The 19437-nt window shown below is 44.0% G+C and carries 16 protein-coding genes, 2 tRNA genes and 2 pseudogenes; 12 read left to right on the forward strand and 8 right to left on the reverse strand.

Going from position 1 to position 19437, the window contains the following annotated elements:
• Window positions 1-292: 292 nt before the first annotated feature.
• Window positions 293-1570 (reverse strand): O-acetylhomoserine aminocarboxypropyltransferase/cysteine synthase family protein, encoded by a 1278-nt coding sequence (locus F893_RS01735; protein ID WP_005249712.1) that lies wholly within the window; start codon window positions 1568-1570, stop codon window positions 293-295.
• Window positions 1571-1878: 308 nt separating this feature from the next.
• Between F893_RS01735 and ettA the strand changes: the two genes are divergently transcribed.
• On the forward strand, window positions 1879-3540 hold the full coding sequence (gene ettA / locus F893_RS01740; RefSeq protein WP_005263915.1) for an energy-dependent translational throttle protein EttA: 1662 nt from the start codon (window positions 1879-1881) through the stop codon (window positions 3538-3540).
• A gap of 77 nt (window positions 3541-3617) precedes the next feature.
• Here ettA and F893_RS01745 read toward each other — a convergent pair whose 3' ends face one another.
• From F893_RS01745 to F893_RS01765, 5 genes are all read right to left on the reverse strand, one after another.
• Window positions 3618-3959, reverse strand: coding sequence for a membrane protein (locus tag F893_RS01745; protein ID WP_004281123.1), 342 nt, complete (start codon window positions 3957-3959; stop codon window positions 3618-3620).
• 158 nt (window positions 3960-4117) lie between these two features.
• Window positions 4118-4193: transfer RNA gene (locus F893_RS01750), tRNA-Glu, on the reverse strand.
• A 38-nt stretch (window positions 4194-4231) separates the two neighbouring features.
• A tRNA-Ala gene (locus tag F893_RS01755) sits at window positions 4232-4307 on the reverse strand.
• A 57-nt stretch (window positions 4308-4364) separates the two neighbouring features.
• Complete coding sequence (gene gltX, locus F893_RS01760) at window positions 4365-5873, reverse strand: glutamate--tRNA ligase (RefSeq protein ID WP_005101410.1); 1509 nt, start codon at window positions 5871-5873, stop codon at window positions 4365-4367.
• A gap of 127 nt (window positions 5874-6000) precedes the next feature.
• Window positions 6001-6303, reverse strand: coding sequence for a hypothetical protein (locus tag F893_RS01765; protein WP_004281126.1), 303 nt, complete (start codon window positions 6301-6303; stop codon window positions 6001-6003).
• A 393-nt stretch (window positions 6304-6696) separates the two neighbouring features.
• Here F893_RS01765 and F893_RS01770 point away from each other — a divergent pair.
• Window positions 6697-7467 (forward strand): annotated as a pseudogene (locus F893_RS01770) (sulfate ABC transporter substrate-binding protein); the annotation flags it as partial.
• 6 nt (window positions 7468-7473) lie between these two features.
• Here the strand turns inward: F893_RS01770 and F893_RS01775 are convergent.
• Complete coding sequence (locus F893_RS01775; protein ID WP_108675453.1) at window positions 7474-8040, reverse strand: IS630 family transposase; 567 nt, start codon at window positions 8038-8040, stop codon at window positions 7474-7476.
• The gene (locus F893_RS01780; RefSeq protein ID WP_004647755.1) at window positions 8030-8485 is read right to left on the reverse strand and encodes a helix-turn-helix domain-containing protein; all 456 of its coding nucleotides are present in this window, start codon (window positions 8483-8485) and stop codon (window positions 8030-8032) included. Before F893_RS01780 ends, F893_RS01775 begins: the two co-directional genes overlap by 11 nt.
• Window positions 8486-8550: 65 nt before the next feature.
• Between F893_RS01780 and F893_RS17280 the strand changes: the two are divergent.
• From F893_RS17280 to F893_RS01825, 10 genes and pseudogenes are all read left to right on the forward strand, one after another.
• Window positions 8551-8778: pseudogene (locus F893_RS17280) on the forward strand (sulfate ABC transporter substrate-binding protein); the annotation flags it as partial.
• A 244-nt stretch (window positions 8779-9022) separates the two neighbouring features.
• The gene (locus F893_RS01785) at window positions 9023-10042 is read left to right on the forward strand and encodes a sulfate ABC transporter substrate-binding protein (RefSeq protein ID WP_034435774.1); all 1020 of its coding nucleotides are present in this window, start codon (window positions 9023-9025) and stop codon (window positions 10040-10042) included.
• Window positions 10043-10226: 184 nt separating this feature from the next.
• On the forward strand, window positions 10227-11138 hold the full coding sequence (gene rsmH / locus F893_RS01790) for a 16S rRNA (cytosine(1402)-N(4))-methyltransferase RsmH (protein WP_004281129.1): 912 nt from the start codon (window positions 10227-10229) through the stop codon (window positions 11136-11138).
• 10 nt (window positions 11139-11148) lie between these two features.
• Entirely contained in the window at window positions 11149-11481 is a 333-nt protein-coding gene (gene ftsL / locus F893_RS01795; RefSeq protein ID WP_004732462.1) for a cell division protein FtsL, read from the forward strand.
• Window positions 11482-11496: 15 nt separating this feature from the next.
• Window positions 11497-13320 carry a penicillin-binding protein PBP3 gene (gene ftsI, locus F893_RS01800; RefSeq protein WP_005249721.1) on the forward strand — a complete coding sequence of 608 codons (1824 nt, stop codon included), beginning with the start codon at window positions 11497-11499 and terminating at the stop codon, window positions 13318-13320.
• 11 nt (window positions 13321-13331) lie between these two features.
• The gene (locus F893_RS01805) at window positions 13332-14828 is read left to right on the forward strand and encodes a UDP-N-acetylmuramoyl-L-alanyl-D-glutamate--2,6-diaminopimelate ligase (RefSeq protein WP_005249723.1); all 1497 of its coding nucleotides are present in this window, start codon (window positions 13332-13334) and stop codon (window positions 14826-14828) included.
• A gap of 9 nt (window positions 14829-14837) precedes the next feature.
• Window positions 14838-16241 carry a UDP-N-acetylmuramoyl-tripeptide--D-alanyl-D-alanine ligase gene (locus F893_RS01810; RefSeq protein WP_005249724.1) on the forward strand — a complete coding sequence of 468 codons (1404 nt, stop codon included), beginning with the start codon at window positions 14838-14840 and terminating at the stop codon, window positions 16239-16241.
• The gene (mraY, locus tag F893_RS01815) at window positions 16242-17360 is read left to right on the forward strand and encodes a phospho-N-acetylmuramoyl-pentapeptide-transferase (RefSeq protein ID WP_004644946.1); all 1119 of its coding nucleotides are present in this window, start codon (window positions 16242-16244) and stop codon (window positions 17358-17360) included.
• Between the two features lie 54 nt (window positions 17361-17414).
• Window positions 17415-18218 (forward strand): putative RNA methyltransferase, encoded by an 804-nt coding sequence (locus F893_RS01820; protein ID WP_005249726.1) that lies wholly within the window; start codon window positions 17415-17417, stop codon window positions 18216-18218.
• A gap of 104 nt (window positions 18219-18322) precedes the next feature.
• Window positions 18323-19437: IS4 family transposase (locus tag F893_RS01825; protein ID WP_005249728.1), on the forward strand; the 1115-nt coding region annotated here is incomplete at its 3' end.

Below are 19437 nucleotides of genomic sequence, written 5' to 3' on the forward strand. Positions count from 1 at the left end.
GTTATCCCTAATTTGAAGTCAGCGTTCAAATTATTTTTATTAAAGGTTTATGGCGCTCTAACAGAATATGAGAGCGAAGGTGAGTCCAGATATGATAACTAATTCTTCAGGAAAATCTATAAATTAAACTATTGAAATTAAAATAAAAATTAGAGTAATTGCTCTATTTGTGTTCACTCTTTCATTTAACTTTTAACATGAAAATAAAAAGCAAAGCAAGTGGCTGTTTTAGAAAATAAATAAAAAAACCTCATCAAAATGATGAGGTTTCGAATCGGCTCGGGCACCGTTTTTAAACGGTCGCCAGCGCCTGCTCCAGATCGGCAATTAGGTCATCAATATGTTCAATTCCAATAGAAAGTCGTACCATATCTTCACTGACACCTGCCGATTTTAACTCCTCGGCATTGAGCTGACGATGCGTGGTGGTCGCCGGATGGCAGGCCAGACTTTTAGCATCGCCGATATTAACCAGACGTGTAAACAGTTGCAGGGCATCAATAAAACGTGTGCCGCCTTCGAGACCATGTTCTACCCCAAAGGTCAGAATGGCAGACGGTTTACCTTTCACATATTTCTGTGCCAAAGCATGCTGTGGGTGATCTTTCAGGCCGGCGTAATTAACCCATTTCACTTTAGGATGTTGCTGTAAATATTCCGCCACTTTCAGGGCATTTTCGGTATGACGTTCCATACGCAAGCTTAAAGTTTCCAGACCTTGCAGAATCAGGAATACATTCTGCGGACTAATCGCAGCGCCAGTATTACGCAGCGGCACTACACGGGTACGGGCGATATAAGCCGCTTCACCCAGAACTTCGACATAGTTCACGCCATGGTAACTTGGATCTGGTGTATTGAGGGCAGGGAAGCGTTCAGGATATTTACCCCACGGGAATTTGCCGCTATCCACAATGATGCCGCCAATGGAATTGCCGTGACCACCGATATATTTGGTCAGGGAATGCACCACAATATCCGCACCGAAATCGAAAGATCTTTGAAGTACGGGGGTGGCAACAGTATTGTCCACAATCACCGGTACGCCATACTCATGTGCAATTTTAGCAATAGCTTCCAGATCAATAATATTACCCAGTGGATTACCAATCGATTCCACAAAAACCAGTTTGGTTTTTTCGTCAATCAGCTGGCGCAGACTTTCCGGCTTTTCATAATCAAAGAAACGGACTTCAATGCCCTGTTTTGGCAGGGTATGGGCAAACAGGTTATAGGTACCCCCATACAGTGTTGACACAGAAGCAATGTTGTCACCGGCTTCAGCAATGGTCTGAATGGCATAGGTAATCGCGGCCATGCCAGAGGCCAAAGCCAGCGCGCCAATTCCACCTTCCAGTGCTGCAACACGTTGTTCCAGAACCGCAGTGGTCGGGTTCATAATTCGGGTATAGATATTGCCCTGAACCTTTAAATCAAAGAGATCGGCCCCATGTTGAGTATTGTCAAAGGCATAAGACGTGGTTTGGTAAATCGGCACTGCCACAGCTTTGGTGGTTGCTTCTGGGGTATAACCTGCATGAATCGCAAGGGTTTCTGCTTTATAACTCATTCTGTTTGATCTTCTTGTTTAAGTTTATGGCTTGAGTGTAGCATTTTCACATATGAGTAAAAGTGCAATTTTATTGAAATAAATATATGAAATATTCATATATCGACCTGGATTTGAGTCGTTTATTTTACTGAAAACAACTGTTTAAAAAAACATCATCAATAAACTTGTAACAATGCATTGAAGTTCATGGCAATGGCTTATGTTTTCGCAGCTTTCTGCGTATAATAGCCGATTATTTTTTCGCTCATTTTTGAGCTGGGGTGGTTGTTTTAACCCCATTTGGTTTTTCAGTTGAGGAGTCCTACGTGGCCCAATATATTTACACGATGAACCGAGTGTCGAAGATGGTTCCGCCTAAGCGCGAAATCCTGAAAGACATCTCCTTATCATTTTTCCCAGGCGCTAAAATTGGTGTGCTTGGTTTAAACGGTGCAGGTAAATCTACCTTGCTTCGTATTATGGCGGGCGTAGATAAAGATTTCTCTGGTGAAGCACGTGCGCAACCGGGTATAAAAATCGGTTATCTTGAGCAAGAACCACCTTTAGATGAAACTAAAGACGTTCGTGGTAACGTCGAAGATGGTTTACGTGAACCGCTTGATGCCTTGGCACGTCTGGATGAAGTCTTTGCTGAATATGCAGCAGAAGATGCGGATTTCGATGCACTTGCGAAAGAGCAAGAGAAGCTTGAAGCGATTATCCAGACTTGGGATGCGCATAACCTTGCGAACCAGATGGATCAAGCAGCTGCAGCATTGAACTTGCCTGCTTGGGATGCAGATGTATCTAAGCTTTCAGGTGGTGAACGTCGTCGTGTGGCGCTGTGCCGATTACTTCTGTCTAAACCAGATATGTTACTTCTAGACGAACCAACGAACCATTTAGATGCTTCATCTGTATCTTGGTTGGAACGTTTCTTGAAAGACTTCCCGGGTACCATCGTCGCTATTACGCATGACCGTTACTTCTTGGATAACGTTGCTGAATGGATTCTGGAGCTTGACCGTGGTATGGGCATTCCGTATCAAGGTAACTACTCTTCTTGGCTTGAGCAGAAAAATGCCCGTTTAGAGCAAGAGAACAAGCAGGAAGAATCTTTTGCTAAAGCATTGAAAAAAGAACTTGAATGGGTTCGTTCTAATGCCAAAGGTCAGCAAAAGAAAAACAAAGCGCGTATGGAGCGTTTTGAAGAGCTTAACTCGCGCGAATTCCAGCAACGTAACGAAACTTCTGAAATCTACATTCCACCTGGCCCACGTCTGGGCAACAAGGTTGTAGAAGTTGAAGGCATCAGTAAATCGTTTGGTGATCGCTTACTGTACAAAGATTTAACGTTCACAGTACCACCTGCTGCAATTGTGGGTATCGTGGGTGAGAACGGTGCGGGTAAAACCACGCTATTCCGTATGATGACTGGCGAACAGCAACCAGATACCGGTACGGTAACGCTGGGTGAATCGGTTAAAGTGGCTTATGTCGGTCAGATCCGTGACACCTTAGATAACAACAAAACCGTTTGGGAAGAAGTTTCTGGCGGTTTAGATATCTTGAAGATTGGTGATTACGAAATTGCATCTCGTGCGTATATCGGTCGCTTTAACTTTAAAGGTCAGGATCAGCAAAAGCGTGTAGGTCAATTATCAGGTGGTGAGCGTAACCGTTTACAACTTGCGAAAATCCTGCAAATGGGCGCAAACGTGATTTTGCTGGATGAACCATCGAACGACTTGGACATCGAAACCTTGCGTGCACTTGAGGATGCCATTTTGGTATTCCCAGGTACTGTGATGGTGATCTCGCATGACCGTTGGTTCCTAGACCGTATTGCAACGCACATCTTGTCATTCGAAGGTGAAACCCCTGAATTCTTCACTGGTAACTATGCTGAATTCGAAGAATATCGCCGTAAACGTGATGGTGATGATCTTGTAGCGAAGCGTCAAAAATATCGCAAAATCGGTGTTTAATCATCTCCGACTTTTGTAAATAAAAAAACCAGCCTCAGGGCTGGTTTTTTTATGTTTATTATATTGTGGAAGGTAAATTAGATTTCCCACTCATGATTACATTCACGGCATTTCCATTTCTTTTGGGTTTGCATGAATGCCTGCATTGAAATTTTAAAATCAGGTAAGTCCTTATAGAACATAAAGCCTGCGATCAAAGAAAGAATAAAGACGATCACAGTCGCAGTCTGTAAAGTGGTACCTGCACCATCGCCAAAAATCCACATCGCGATACTAATAATCACCAGCAATAACAACAGGAACAGGGCAGGGACCAGAAACATTAAGCTTTTAGGAACCACTGGACGTGGAGCTGCTTGACCTGGCTGGGCCACTGGCATGATTTTCGGGCTTTGACACTTAGGGCAACGATATTGCATTACAACTCCAAAATTCTAAATTACTGATTATTTTATCGGAAGATGCGAAGAAACCGAAATATTGCCCAACATAAAATATACAGGCAATAAAAAACCCAAGTCGCAATGCTTGGGTTTTTTTATAAGATGACAACAATATATTATGGTCATCTTGAATATGGCGTCCCTACGGGGATTCGAACCCCGGTTACCGCCGTGAAAGGGCGATGTCCTAGGCCTCTAGACGATAGGGACAATTGAGGCAAATAACACAGCTAAAGCAAGACTTGATTTGGTGGAGTCAAGGAGGATCGAACTCCTGACCTCTACAATGCCATTGTAGCGCTCTACCAACTGAGCTATGACCCCAGTCTGTGTGAGCGCTATATTAGGGATATCGCGCTCACACGTCAACACAAAAATTAATTAAGCTTGATCAACTGCTTCATTTTTCGGCAACTTTAAGCTTTCATTAAGTTTTTCCCAGACTTTCAGCTCTTTTTTACTTGGACCACCGACAATTTCCAGCGCATGACGTAAGCGTGCAAAAGTTAAATCCGGACCAATGGTCACCATCGTTTGCATTACTGGTGTAGACGCAGTCGAACCAGCGATCGCAATAAAGAATGCAGGCATGAAGTCGCGCAACTTGATTTCCATTTGTGCGGCCAAGTCCATCAAGGTCTGGCTCACCGTGTCGTTATTCCAAGTAAACAGGCTTTCTAAACGCCAAATTGCGAATTGAAGACTTTGACGTACCTGTTCATCCGACAGTTTCTTGCTTTCAAACTGTTCTTTAGACAGGGTCGGGAAATGGTTGAAATAATGTGCAGACCAGTTCACAGCTTCAGACAGCAGGTTAATACGCGGTTGAATCGCAGCTGCAATTTCTTCTAATTTGGCACGATCTGCTTTCCAGGCCAATAAGGTGTCTAGAAGTTCAGCCGGGCTGAGTGCCTTGATCCATTGACCATTTAACCAGTTCAATTTCTCAACATCAAAGATCGGACCACCGAGGGATACACGTTTGATATCAAAATGCTCAATCATTTCAGCCAAAGTGAATTTTTCACTTTCATCTGGCATTGACCAGCCCATACGACCCAAGTAGTTCAACAAGGCTTCAGGCAGTACACCGATGTCTCTGTAATAGTTAATTGAGGTCGGGTTTTTACGTTTAGACAGCTTAGATTTATCCGGGTTACGCAGCAGTGGCATGTGGCATAGTATCGGCATTTCCCAACCAAAATATTGATACAGCAACTGATGTTTCGGCGCAGATGGAATCCATTCTTCACCACGAATTACGTGGGTGATTTGCATCAAATGATCATCTACTACGTTAGCCAAGTGGTAGGTTGGTAGGCCATCGGTTTTCAGCAGGATTTGCATGTCTACTTGCGCCCATGGAATTTCCACTTCGCCACGCAGCATGTCATTGAATTTACATACACCTTCAGTCGGTACTTTCATGCGAATCACATGTGGTTCACCAGCGGCCAAACGACGCTCCACTTCTTCTTCAGAAAGATTTAGACCACGACCATCATAACGTGGCGACTCTCCACGTGCCTGCTGTTCTGCACGCATTTGATCCAGTTCTTCTGCAGTTGCGAAACAGTAGAAGGCATGACCTTTCTCTACCAGTTCCAAGGCATAATTTTTATAGATATCCATACGTTCTGACTGGCGGTACGGCGCATGCGGGCCACCGACATCAGGACCTTCAGACCAGTTCAGACCCAACCAGCGCAATGAATCCAGGATCATTTTTTCAGATTCAGGCGTTGAGCGCAGTTGGTCAGTATCTTCAATACGAAGAATGAATTCACCGCCATGCTGTTTAGCAAAACATAAGTTAAACAAGGCGATATAGGCAGTACCTACATGCGGAAAACCAGTAGGAGAAGGTGCAATACGAGTACGAACAGTCATAGCCGGATCTAATCTTAGATATAAAATTGCAGCTATTATAGCGAAAAAGCCACATCACTTAATGCTTTATTCAACATTGAATGATGTGGCTTTTAAATCCGGGAATATTCAGCGCTGTTGAGGCTGATTAAGAATGAGCGCTCGAAAAAATACTTTGGACAAAGCGGGTGAAGCGGTAATTCTGTTCTGCAAAGAAATTTTGCGAAGGTGCGACTTTAAATGCAGTCAAGACTTTGAGATTATCTTCTGTTTGAAGTGTTTTTTCAGTTTTTTGTTGCTGAATCGCTTTTTCAATCGGCGAAGTCTTGCTTTCAACAGTGCTTACTGTAGGCTTCGGCAAATCTGTCTTCACAACGACGGCATGACCGAGTTGAATCGAGAACAACATAATCAGGCTTAGGATGCTGGCTGTGAATAATGTAAATTTCATATCCAAACTTCCTCCTTACTTCGGGTTGGTTTTATTTTGTTAAAAATGTTTTTTTAATACTCTGCCTACAATTTAATCACAGTTGATCATAAAGAAGTAGAACCAAGTCACATTTTTTACAAAAGAAATAATATAACTCTGTGGAAAATTACCAAAAATCGTAATTTCCTGTTTTGGTGGCCTATTTTTAACAGACAACTGTGAAGAGAACGTGAAGAACTGTCTTATATTGTAACAGAAGATTACTTTTCTAGCAGAATATGTATCCGGATTTAATTGTTAGAAGATATCTCAAAATCAGAAATAGATTGTAGATATTGTTATAAATGAATGATTGTTATGCTTATTTTTGATTTGTATAGTGCAGCTCATATAAACAAAGAGTTACATAAGATGAAAAAAATAATAGCATCCGCAATCTTGACAATTTTAGTTGGAACAGCTGTACAGAATTCCGTCGCCAAAGATTTCCTGAATGTCTCTTATGATCCGACCCGTGAATTTTATCAGGAATATAACGAAGAATTTGGCAAGTTCTGGAAGCAGAAAACCGGACAGACGGTTAATTTTAAACAGTCGCATGGTGGTTCAGGCAAGCAAGCGCGTTCAGTGGTCGATGGTTTGCAGGCCGATGTCGTGACCCTGGCCTTAGCCAATGATATCGAAGAAATCGTCAATGCCGGTTTAATCGAGAAAGGTTGGCAAAAAGAGTTTCCGAGTAATTCGGCACCCTATACGTCTACGATTGTATTCTTGGTGCGTAAAGGCAATCCAAAGCAAATCAAAGACTGGAATGATCTGACCAAAGCGGGTGTGGACATTATTACCCCAAACCCGAAAACTGGTGGCGCGCCACGTTGGATCTATCTTTCTGCTTGGGGTTATGCACTGAAACAGCCAGGCGGTAATGATGCGAAAGCCAAAGAGTTGGTGAAAAAACTTTATCAAAATGTCAAAGTTTTAGATTCCGGTGCCCGTGGTTCACTGACGACGTTTGCCGAGCGCGGCATTGGTGATGTGCTTTTATCCTGGGAAAATGAAGCCTTGCTGGCGACGCAAGGTCTGGGTAAAGACAAGTACGATATTGTCTATCCATCGATTTCAATTCTGGCCGAACCATCGGTAGCGATTGTCGATAAGAACGTGAATAAAAATGGCACTAAGTTGTCATTAAAAAGTAAACATGTATTCTTTTCCGAATTGGTTTGATACTTTCTCCACCCATTGCTCTATTTTGTCAGCTGTCATGACTTGAAAATCTCGCCAATAATATTTCATCTGCTTCCATACCATCTCGATTCGATTTAACTCAGGGCTATAAGCTGGAATAAAATACAGATTCGTCGAAAAGTTAGTTTTAAGTAGCTCTCTGTAATCAGCCATCTTTTTACTTCTATGAATCGAGGCATTATCAACAATAAGAACCAATGGAAGGTTATATGTCTGTTTTACTTGTTGAGCTATTCCAGTTAAATAGGCATAAAACCAAGTGCTTGTCACTGACTCTTGTAAACAACTAGTCACCAGTTTCCCCGTTGAAAGCAAACACCCCATGACATTAACTCGTTTTAATCTTATTGCATCAACCGCATGAACATCACCTATCTTTGTCCACGCATAGCGGTTATCAGGTGTAGATGAAAATCCTGTTTCATCAACATAACCTAATATAATTTCACCACGTGCCGCTTGCTCTCGTAATTCTTCAATCTGCTGTGTTGCTTGTTCAAATGCAATCGGATCTCTTTTTTTTCAAGCTATGACGGGTACGCTTGAAGACCATACCTGAATCCCGTAAAAACTTACGAATGGTTTCAACAGACACGGACACTTCGTATTCTTCATGTAGTTTGACTCGGATTTGTTCTGCATTGAGTGGACTTGTATTGACCCAATCTAGGATTTTCGCCTGATAGTCTGAGATCAATGTATTGGGTCGACCTGAGCGATGACCTTCTTTAATCGATTCAAACTCATACAATTCCCAACGTCGGCGTTGTAGCCTTATGGTTTCTGGGATACGTTCTTGTAGAGTGGCAACTTCCGCAACGCTTTTACCTTCGGAAAGCCAGAGAATAGTTTGGGCACGTTGCCTTTCACGCCAATGTTTTGCATGCTTGACCAGAAAAATGAGTCGTTCTCGCTGTTCTAAACTAAGTGGTACAGAAACAATTCTAGGCATGTGTGAACATCTGTTAACTAAAAAAACCTTTTCGCATCATTAGTTATTTTTGTCAACTTACCCATCTGGCAAAAGGCTATTTAAACTATTTATATTCACCAAAAGGGCAGGAGCTTGCTGCGAAATATTTCTTCCGTCCGCGGGACGCCAAAGTGGCTGCCAAATATTCAGCCCAGTTTCCGAAAATCCAGACCTTTACCATTGATAAAGTCTTTGGTGGTTGGGCCAAAGCGCAAAAAACACATTTTGTGAATGGGGCGATTTATGACCAGATTTACAATGAAAAAAGATAAGTGAGCGTTAGTCTAAATACAATAAAGAAAATGGCTAAAGTGTTATCCATTTTCTTTATATCTAATGCATAAAATTCTATATATTAGAGATAAGTAGAATAATAAATAGTATTTTTCTTTTAAAAACATAATATTAATGCAGAAAAACCTTTCATTTTATCGTGTTGTGATGTTGTAGGATGAATTGCGATAAATGATTTTATTTCATATAGTTATATCTAATGAAGATAAACTCTGTGCTGCCATGAAAACTCAATTAAAATCGTTATTTAGTGCTGCCTTGTTGGCGACTGGTTTAGGCATGACCGCGACTGCTTCACAAGCAGCAGACCGTCAGTTTCTGAATGTATCCTATGATGCCACGCGTGAGTTCTATGATGAATTTAACAAATCATTCGGCGCTTACTGGAAAAGCCGCACCGGTCTGGATGTGAATTTTAAGCAGTCACATGGCGGTTCGGGCAAACAGGCGCGCTCTGTGGTCGATGGCTTGAAAGGTGATGTGGTGACTTTGGCGCTGGCCAATGACATCGAAGAAATTGTGAAATCTGGTCAGATTCAGCCGGGCTGGCAAAAGGAATTCCCACACAACTCGGCACCTTATACCTCGACGATCGTATTCATGGTACGTAAAGGCAATCCGAAAGGCATCAAGGACTGGAATGACTTAACTAAACCAGGCGTGCAAATTATTACGCCGAACCCGAAAACGGGTGGTTTGCCGCGTTGGGTGTATCTGTCTGCATGGGGTTATGCCGAGAAACAGCCAGGTGGTAATAAAGCCAAAGCACAGGAATTTGTCGGCAAGCTTTATAAGAATGTGAAAGTGATGGATTCTGCTGCACGTGCTTCAATGACCACCTTTGCCGAGCGTGGGATTGGCGATGTATTGCTGACTTGGGAAAATGAAGCCTTGGTCACGCAAAAAACCTTGGGTAAAAACAAGTTTGATATCGTTTATCCATCGATTACGATTTTGACTGAACCGTCAGTGGCGATTGTGGATCGTACCGTGGAGAAAAATGGCAATAAATGGTTAGCAACAGGTTATATCAATTACCTGTATTCACCGTTGGGTCAGGAAATGGCGGCTAAGCATTTCTATCGTCCACGTAATGAAAAAGTATTAGCTAAATATTCGGCACAGTTCCCGAAAATTAAAACCTTTACCATTGATGAAGTCTTTGGTGGTTGGGCCAATGCACAGAAAACCCATTTTGTGAATGGTGCAATTTTCGACCAGATATATAACAGCAAACGTTAATTGATCTGCCAAGTCATCTGGATTGAAAAAAGCCTCCAAAACTGGAGGCTTTGTTGTATTAGAAAAATGCTAAAACGGTTTTCTCTATGGAAAGTAATATTTATCTACAAAAAGTCGTTTGGAGCTTTGCCTAAACAGGGTGATAATGTGCAGTTAAATTTTTCCCCCTATTGATTGAGTTTTTATGTCACATATTTCTGTATTACTTCACGAAACGATTGATGCCTTGTTGGCGGGTCGCAATACGGGAACTTATGTGGATGGTACCTTTGGCCGTGGTGGGCATACGCGTTTATTACTGTCCAAATTAGATGAAAATGCACGCGTCTATGCCTTTGATAAAGATCCGCAAGCACTGGCTGTAGCGGCTGAACTCGAACAAGAAGATTCACGTTTTAAAATTATTCATGCTAGCTTTGCTGATCTGAAAGATGCCTTGGCTGAACTGGGCATTGAACACGTCGATGGGGTGATGGCGGATCTTGGTGTTTCTTCACCGCAGCTGGATCAGGCTGAACGTGGTTTCAGTTTTATGAAAGATGGCCCGCTGGATATGCGCATGGATAACTCGCAAGGTCCAACCGCAGCAGAATGGCTGACCCAGATTGAAGAAGAAGCGCTGGCGAATATCATTTTTAAATATGGTGAAGAGCGTTATAGTCGCCGTATTGCCAAAGCGATTAAAGCTGCTGGATATATTGATACCACGGCAAAGCTGGCTGAGATTGTAAAAGTAGCCCACCCGAAATGGGAAAAAAATAAGCATGCTGCGACCCGTACTTTCCAGGCGATTCGTATTGCTATTAATAAGGAATTAGAAGATATTGAAATCTTCTTGCCTCAGGCCGTTGAAATCTTGAAACCTGAAGCACGTTTGGCGGTGATTAGCTTCCATTCACTGGAAGACCGTTTGATTAAACAATTTATTCAAAAAGAGTCAACGCTTGAAGAGGATTCAGGCTGGGGAATGCCACAACAACAGAAAGATACGCGACGTTTAAAGAAAGTTTCTCGTGTTAAAGCCAGTGATGAGGAGGTCAAAGCCAATCCTCGTTCACGTAGCGCATGGCTCCGGGTAGCAGAACGTTTAGCTTAATAGGCAGATCATGAAAACGGAAGTGGTTGATAAAAAAACAGAAAAATTGTGGCTGAAAAAAGTTACAATCTATCTCATGCTGATATTGATGGTCTTCACCAGTGCAGTATTTGTGGTATTTCAGGTATTTGAATACCGTCAGGATAACAGAAAGCTGAGTACCTATCTGCGTGAAAGGGATGACCTGAATGCAGAGTGGGGGCGTTTGCTGATTGAGCAGCAAACTTTCGGCGCGACGGCACAGATCGGTACGCGTGCAGTGACACAGCTGCGTATGTATTCACCTCCGGTTTCACAAAGTGTCGTGATTTCCTTACCACAAACTTCAGATGAGAAAAAATAAGGCTAGCGTTCCGACATGGTAGACAAGAGAAAGAAGCAACCGGTACGTAAAAAACAATCGGTCACCGACAAAAATGCCTCAAATGTTTATATCAATCGTTTTTACATCATGTGGGCGGTGGTGCTGCTGTGTTTTGTGACACTGATTTGCCGTGCTTTCTATGTACAGATTATTAATAAAGATTTTTTGCAAAATAAAGCCAATGCCAATATTTTAAGAACCAATACCATCAAGGCGATGCGTGGCGTGATTTATGATCGTAATGGCATTCCATTGGCGATCAGTACTCCGATCATGAAAATTGTGATTGATCCACGTGATTATTTTGACAATAAAAAACTCTATGACGAGACCATGCTGGCGCTGGAAAAAGAACCGAATAGCCGCAAGCTCAAACGTCAGTTACCCGATAAAAACCTGAATCTGGATGAGCTGGCTGATGCAGTCGGTATGGATCGGGCAGAACTGCGCAAAAAAATGGAAGAACGTCCGCGTTCACGTTATCTGATCCTGAAAAAAGAAGTTCCGCCACAACAGGCCGAACTGATCATAAAACGTAATTTTCAGGGCGTATATACCGAGAAAAACTATAAACGTTATTATCCGCAGCCGCAGCCAAACTCTCAGATTATTGGCTTGACCAATAGCGAAGGCAGCGGCATTGAAGGTCTGGAAATGCAGCTGAATAGCCGTCTTTCCGGAAAGGATGGCGAGCAGCAGATCATTCGCGATAAAAAAGGCAACCGGGTCAAAGAACCTGAAGTGATTAAAGAAGTTGAGCCGGGCGAAAATATTACCCTGAGTATTGACTCACGTCTGCAATATATTATGTACCGTGAGCTGACGGCTGCGGGTGTGGCCAATAATGCCCGTTCAGCCACTGCGATTGCAGTCGATGTGAAAACTGGGGAAATTCTGGCGCTGTCCTCATGGCCATCCTATAACCCGAATGATAAAAACAGCCTGCTCAACAAGGATGCCATGCGTAACCGCGGTGCAGTCGATTCTTTCGAGCCGGGTTCGACCATGAAGCCGCTGACAGTCGCGATGGCCTTGGAAAGTGGTAAATATACGGCGAATTCAGTGGTGAATACCACACCGGGCAGTATGCGGGTCGGTAATCATACCATTCGTGATACGCATAACTATGGTCAGTTGACCTTGGGTGGCATTATCCAGAAATCCTCTAACGTTGGTGTGGCAAAACTGGCCTTATCGTTGCCGTATGAAACCTTACCAACCTTCTATAAACGTCTGGGTTTTGGGCAGCGTTCAGCGGTGAAATTTCCAGGTGAAAGTGCTGGTCTGATCCTGCCGCCGAGCAAATGGAATGTATCTGAAGTCGCGACTATGTCCTATGGTTATGGTCTGAACGCAACGGTGCTACAGCTGGCCGATGCCTATGCCATGCTGGCCAATAAAGGCGTGAAAATACCGTTAAGCCTGTACAAGCTGGAAGAACAGCCACAGGGTGAGCAGATGATTGATGCCAAGATTGCCGATCAGGTCTTGCTGATGATGGAAACTGCAACCTTGCCAGGTGGTACGGCGACTCGCGCTACCATCCCAGGTTATCGCGTAGCCGGTAAAACCGGTACTGCACATAAATTGCGTGCCGACCGTAAAGGTTATTCGACCAATGAATACCGTGCATTATTTGCCGGCGTGGCACCAGTCAGTGATCCACGGATCGCCATGGTGGTGGTGGTAGAAAATCCACAAGGCACCTACTATGGCGGTACGGTATCTGCACCGGTCTTTGCCCGTGTGATGCAGGAATCCTTGCGTCTGCTGAATGTCCCTCTGGACAAACCTTTAGAACCTCCCAAAGTCCAGTAAATAGGTGATCAATGTCTATTACATTTCAAGATCTCTACACCCCTCACGATGTCGCTGACTGGATGAAGCAATCCTTTCAGGGCTTCGAGCTGGATAGTCGTAAAGTTAAACTGGGACAAATTTTTATTGCCCTGACCAGTCTGTCACAACCGGAAAAAACTGCTCAATTTGCCCAGAAAGCTTTGGATCAGGGTGCATTGGCTGTGATTTCAGAAACTGAACTGGATGTATCTCCAAATTTGGTGGTAGCAGATGTACGTCATCTGATGGGACAATGGCAAAAGCAGTATTTGCAAGCGACTCAACCTGTTCAAGCTGCTCGAATTCTGGCAGTTACCGGCACCAATGGTAAAACCACGATTTCTCGCTTGGTGGCTGAATTCATCATGCTGCAAGGTAAAGCCTGTGCAGTGATGGGTACCACAGGTAACGGGATTTTACCAAATCTGGAAGCATCTTCGCACACCACTCTGGATGCCTTGCAACTGCAAAATGCCTTGCATGGCTATGCGCGGGCTGGTGCGGAATTTGCCTCGATTGAAGCCAGCTCACATGGTCTGGAACAAGGTCGCTTGAATGGTTGTGATATCGAGATTGCGGGTTACAGCAATTTGAGTCGTGATCATCTGGATTATCACGGAACGCTGCAAGCTTATGCGGAAGCGAAATCGGATTTATTCCGGTTTGAATCTTTAAAAGTCGCTGTCATCAATATCGATGATGAGCATGCACAGATCATGCTGGATGCTGCGAAAAATAATCCGGCACAGCCTAAAATTTTGACTTATTCCACCAAGCAAAAAGCGGATTATCAGGTTCAGGATATTCAGTACAGCATTTCAGGTGCGAACTTTAAACTAGAAACTGCTTCTGCTGAATATGTGGTTAACAGTCCATTACTGGGTCATTTCAATATTGAAAATCTGGTCGCCAGTCTGATCATGGCGGAGCAGGCTGGTTTTGACCTGAACAATTTGATTGCAACTGTACCACAGCTTAAAGGTGCGCCAGGTCGCATGCAGGTGCTACGTGATGGTGAGCGCCTGTTTGTGGTGGATTATGCGCATACCCCGGATGCTTTGACCCAGGTTTTGGTGACCTTGAAACGTCATGTTTCACAAAATCTCTGGACTGTTTTCGGCTGTGGCGGTGATCGTGACCGTGGTAAACGTCCACTGATGACTCAGGCTGCTTTAGACGGTTCAGATATCGCAGTACTCACTTCTGATAATCCACGGACCGAAGATCCGGCACAAATTTTTGCTGATATGAAAAATGGCATCGATTTTTCCGGCAAAACCTATCATGAAATTCATGACCGTCGTGAAGCGATCAAGTTTGCGGTTAAACACGCACAGGCGGGTGATATTGTGGTGATTGCAGGAAAAGGGCACGAAAATTATCAGGAAATTGATGGCGTACGTCACTGGTTTGATGACGTGATCGAAGTGCAAGCTGCGATTGATGCTCAGCATTGCAACACAGATTCAGCCTATTCAGCGCATTAGGATTCAGATATGCATACCTCAACAACAAGTACTGCGGCGCTGGAGCCGTGGAGCATAGAACAATTACAGCAGGCTACTCAAGGCTACTGGTTGAATGATAAAAAGCCTGCAGGTCAGATCAAGCGGATTTTGACTGATTCACGTGATGCAGAAGCAGGTGATGCTTTTCTGGCGCTGAAAGGCGAGCGTTTTGACGCGCATGACTTTATTGCGCAAGTGGCGGCTCAAGGTTGTGAAATTGCCATTGTCAGCCGTCCGGTGGATGCTGATATTTGCCAGTTGGTGGTAGAAGATACCCGTCTGGCACTTGGACAGTTAGGTGCTTATCGCCGTCAGCAGAATCCTCAACTCAAAGTCATTGCCTTGACCGGCAGTAGTGGCAAGACCACGACTAAAGAAATGCTGGGAAGCATTCTGTCGCGTCTGGCACCGACCTTGGTGACACGTGGTAATTTGAATAATGACCTTGGTGTGCCGGTAATGTTGCTGGAGCTACGTCCTGAACATCAATATGCAGTCATGGAGCTCGGTGCAAGTCATCAGGGTGAAATTGATTACACTTCAAAAATGGTGCAGCCGCATGTGGCGGGGATCATTAATATCGGGACTGCGCATTTAGGTGAATTTGGCGGTCGTGACGGGATTTGCCGCGCGAAATCCGAGATTTATGCGCATATCTCTGAAACCTCAATTATTCCTGCTGCAGATGATTTTGCTGAAGTCATTCGTGCCGCAGTAAGAACTGAAAAAAGCTTAAGTTTTGGTGCTGGTGGTGAAGTCTATGCCAGCGATGTAGTCCTTGATGCTCAATCTTCAAGCTTTACCCTGAATACAGCACAAGGCTCCAAAACAGTTCAGTTGCCGTTTGCCGGTGAGCATAATGTTGAAAATGCGACCGCAGCAGCAGCTTTTGCCCTGGCGATCGGTATTGGTCTGGATGATATCGTGGCCGGTCTGGAACAGGCCGTGGGTGCGAAAGGTCGTCTGAACTTTATTCCGTACAAAGACTATTTATTTATTGACGACACCTACAATGCCAATCCGGGTTCGATGCGTGCAGCGGCTGAAGTTCTGGCGCAGCAGCAGGGCATCCGGGTGATGGTCACCGGCGATATTGGTGAACTCGGTTCATCTGCCGCAATCGAGCATTACAAGCTCGGTCGGGATCTGGTCTCGGTGAAAGGCATTAATTTTGTGGTGGCTGTAGGTGAATTTGCGCCTGCCGCACAAGAAGGTGCTCGTAGTACACAATATGGTAAAAAAATGCAGGCTTTCCTGAATCAGGAGCAGGCATTACCGTTTTTAATTCGTTTGATTGAAACACATCAACCTCAGCCGATGTCATTCCTGTTTAAAGGGTCGCGTTTTACCCATATGGAAACATTGATGGCTGCATTGATGGAGAAACTCTAAATGCTGTTATGGCTCTTTGAACATTTGGCGGGCTTTGACAGCACGTTTCAGGTGGTTCGTTATTTAACTTTACGTGCTTTGCTCAGTGTCTTGACGGCATTGACCATCGGTCTGGTGCTCGGTCCTGTAATGATTCGCAAGCTTCAGGCGCTGAAATATGGTCAGGCAGTCAGCTCGTATGCCCCTGAAAACCATGCTAAGAAAATGGGCACGCCGACCATGGGCGGGGTGCTGATCCTGCTTTCGATTGGTATCTCAACTCTACTCTGGGCAGATCTTTCCAATCCTTATGTCTGGATTGTGCTGGGTGTGATGGTGATTTTCGGTGCCGTTGGCTGGGCCGATGACTGGATTAAAATCCGTTATAAAGACAATGCGGGTTTGCCTGCGAAGAAAAAATTCTTCTGGACTTCAGTTGGTTCTTTGGGTGCTGGTATTGCTTTGTATGTCATTGCACAGCAACAGACCAATCCGGTGCATACCGCGAATATGCTGGATCTGCTGATTCCATTCTTTAAAGACCTAAGCATTCCATTGTCGATGATCCCGTTGGGTATTGGCTTCATTATTTTCACTTACTTCGTGATTAATGGCGCATCCAATGCCGTGAACTTGACTGATGGTCTGGATGGTCTGGCGATTATGCCAATCGTGCTGGTTGCTACGGGTCTGGGCGTATTTGCCTATCTGGCCGGTGATGTGCGCTTTGCCAATTATCTGCATATTCCTTATGTGAAATATTCGTCTGAACTGGTGGTGGTCTGTGCTGCCATGATCGGAGCAGGTCTGGCTTTCCTTTGGTATAATGCCCATCCGGCTCAAGTATTTATGGGTGATGTCGGTGCTTTATCTCTTGGTGCGATGCTGGGTACGATTGCCGTCATGGTTCGTCAGGAAATCGTATTTGCGATTATGGCCGGTGTCTTTGTGGTGGAAGCGGTTTCAGTCTTCCTGCAGATTGGTTCATTAAGAATGCGCAATAAGCGTGTATTCCTGATGGCGCCGCTACATCATCATTATGAAAAGAAAGGCTGGCGTGAAACCCAGGTGGTGATCCGTTTCTGGATTATTACGATTATGCTGGTAGTTTTGGGTCTAATGACCTTAAAATTGCGCTAAGAAATGCATTGGAAAAAGTCGGCGCATGCCGGCTTTTTTATTTTGGAGAAAATGATGAATTTACTCATGTGCCCAGTCTGTCGCCAGCAGTTGAGCTTAAATGAAAGAACATGGCGATGTGAGAATCATCATAGTTACGATGTCGCCAAACAGGGCTATGTGAACCTGCATGTGGTTCAGCATAAGCACAGCAAAAACCCGGGAGATACGCCTGAGTCTGTGCAGGCACGTCGTGCATTTCTCAGCGCAGGTTATTATGCGCCTTTGCAACAGGCTGTCGTGGAAAAGATTCGCGAGTTGCGGATTGAGAATCTTTTAGATATTGGTTGTGGCGAAGGCTATTACACCAATGCCATGCAGGCCGAAGTGCTGCAATGCGTTGGGGTCGATATTGCCAAGAATGCGGTTCAGGTCGCAGCCAAGCTGAATAAAGAGGTGACTTGGGTCGTAGGAACTGGAGCGACTTTACCAGTATTAGATGAGTCGATTGATCTCTGTACCAGTTTATTCAGTCCGATTCCCAAACAGGAAATTCTGCGGGTTTTAAAGCCAAAGTCTTATTTGATGGTGGTGACGCCGGCACCACAACATTTATATGCCATGCGTGAGGCTTTATTTGAAGAAGTGAAACCACACGAGCCGGAAAAGTTTGTTGAGCAGTTACAAGATGAATTTAATTTGGTTAGTGAGCAGGTGATTGATGCACCGATAGTTTTGCCACAGGCAGATTTAAAAAACCTGATTGCGATGACGCCATATGCTTATAAGGCCAAGCCTGAACGTCGTTTAGCACTTGAACAGCAGGATCAGTTTGAATTGCTGGCTCAATATCAGATTTACCTGTTCCAGAAAAAATAAAAAATGCATATAAAAAAGCCCTCAACTGAGTAATGCCAGTCAGTTAAGCAGACATTAGAAAAATGTAGTAAAAATGAGTGTATGCCAATACGCTCATTTTTTTTATGACTTTATCTGAAAATTTAGATTGCACCCTTCAACATTCTTTGCCTTCACTCAGCCATTTCAGTGAACTCATTGATTTAAACTGGATTAAAGAAAGCCTACATCAAACAGGTAAGGCTTCTATCAGGAGAAGAAAATTACCTGCCGAACATGTGGTATGGCTGGTAATTGGGCTTGCCCTATTTCGAGATCAACCGATCGGGTATGTCGTAGAGCAACTAAAACTTGTGTTTGGTACAACAGAATATTGTGTCCCCAGTGCAGCAGTGCAAGCACGACAACGTTTAGGACGAGAGCCCTTGAATACCTTGTTTTCTCTACTCAGCCAAGCCTGGTTTGAAGAATCCCAACAGCAATACTCAAACTTTCATGGCCTTAGTGTATGTGCTGTTGACGGGGTGGTTTGGTCTATGCCTTATACAGACGAGAATTTTGAACACTTTGGCTCATCTAAGGGTAAAACCGCTGCAGCCCCTTATCCACAAGTGAGAGCAACCTGCCTGGTAAATACCAGCACCCATGAAATCATTGATGCCCAAATAGGTAGCATGGATCAGGGTGAACTTACACTGGCAAATCGATTATGTCCTCCATCGCATAGTATTACCTTGTTTGATCGAGCCTATTTCTCTGCTGATTTCTTGATTGACTGGCAAACACGAGTAGAAGCCAGTCATTGGTTAATGAGAGCAAAAGATAATTTACGCTATGAGATCATTAAACGTAATTCCCCGCATGACTTTCAAATCAAAATGCCTCTTTCAGCTAGAGCCAGGAAGCTAAATCCATCATTAGGAGAATATTGGGAAGCGCGTTTGATTGAAGTTGAGCAGGCAGGGAAAATTAGACGTTATATCACTTCATTAATGGATTCAAAGGCATATCCACTGATAGGCTTGGCGAAGCTTTATGCCCAGCGCTGGGAAATAGAAATGTGTTACCGAGAAATCAAAAGTGATTTACAGGAAGGTAAGCATTTGAGGAGCAAGCAACCTGATTTAATTTATCAAGAATTATGGGGGGTCTTCATTGCCTATAATATTCTAAGAAGACAAATGAAACATATGGCTCAACGTGCAAAAGTCAGTCCTTTGAGAATCAGCTTTCATATTGC

The sequence above is a fragment of the Acinetobacter sp. CIP 102136 genome (genome assembly GCF_000369685.1).
Lineage (GTDB): Bacteria > Pseudomonadota > Gammaproteobacteria > Pseudomonadales > Moraxellaceae > Acinetobacter > Acinetobacter fasciculus.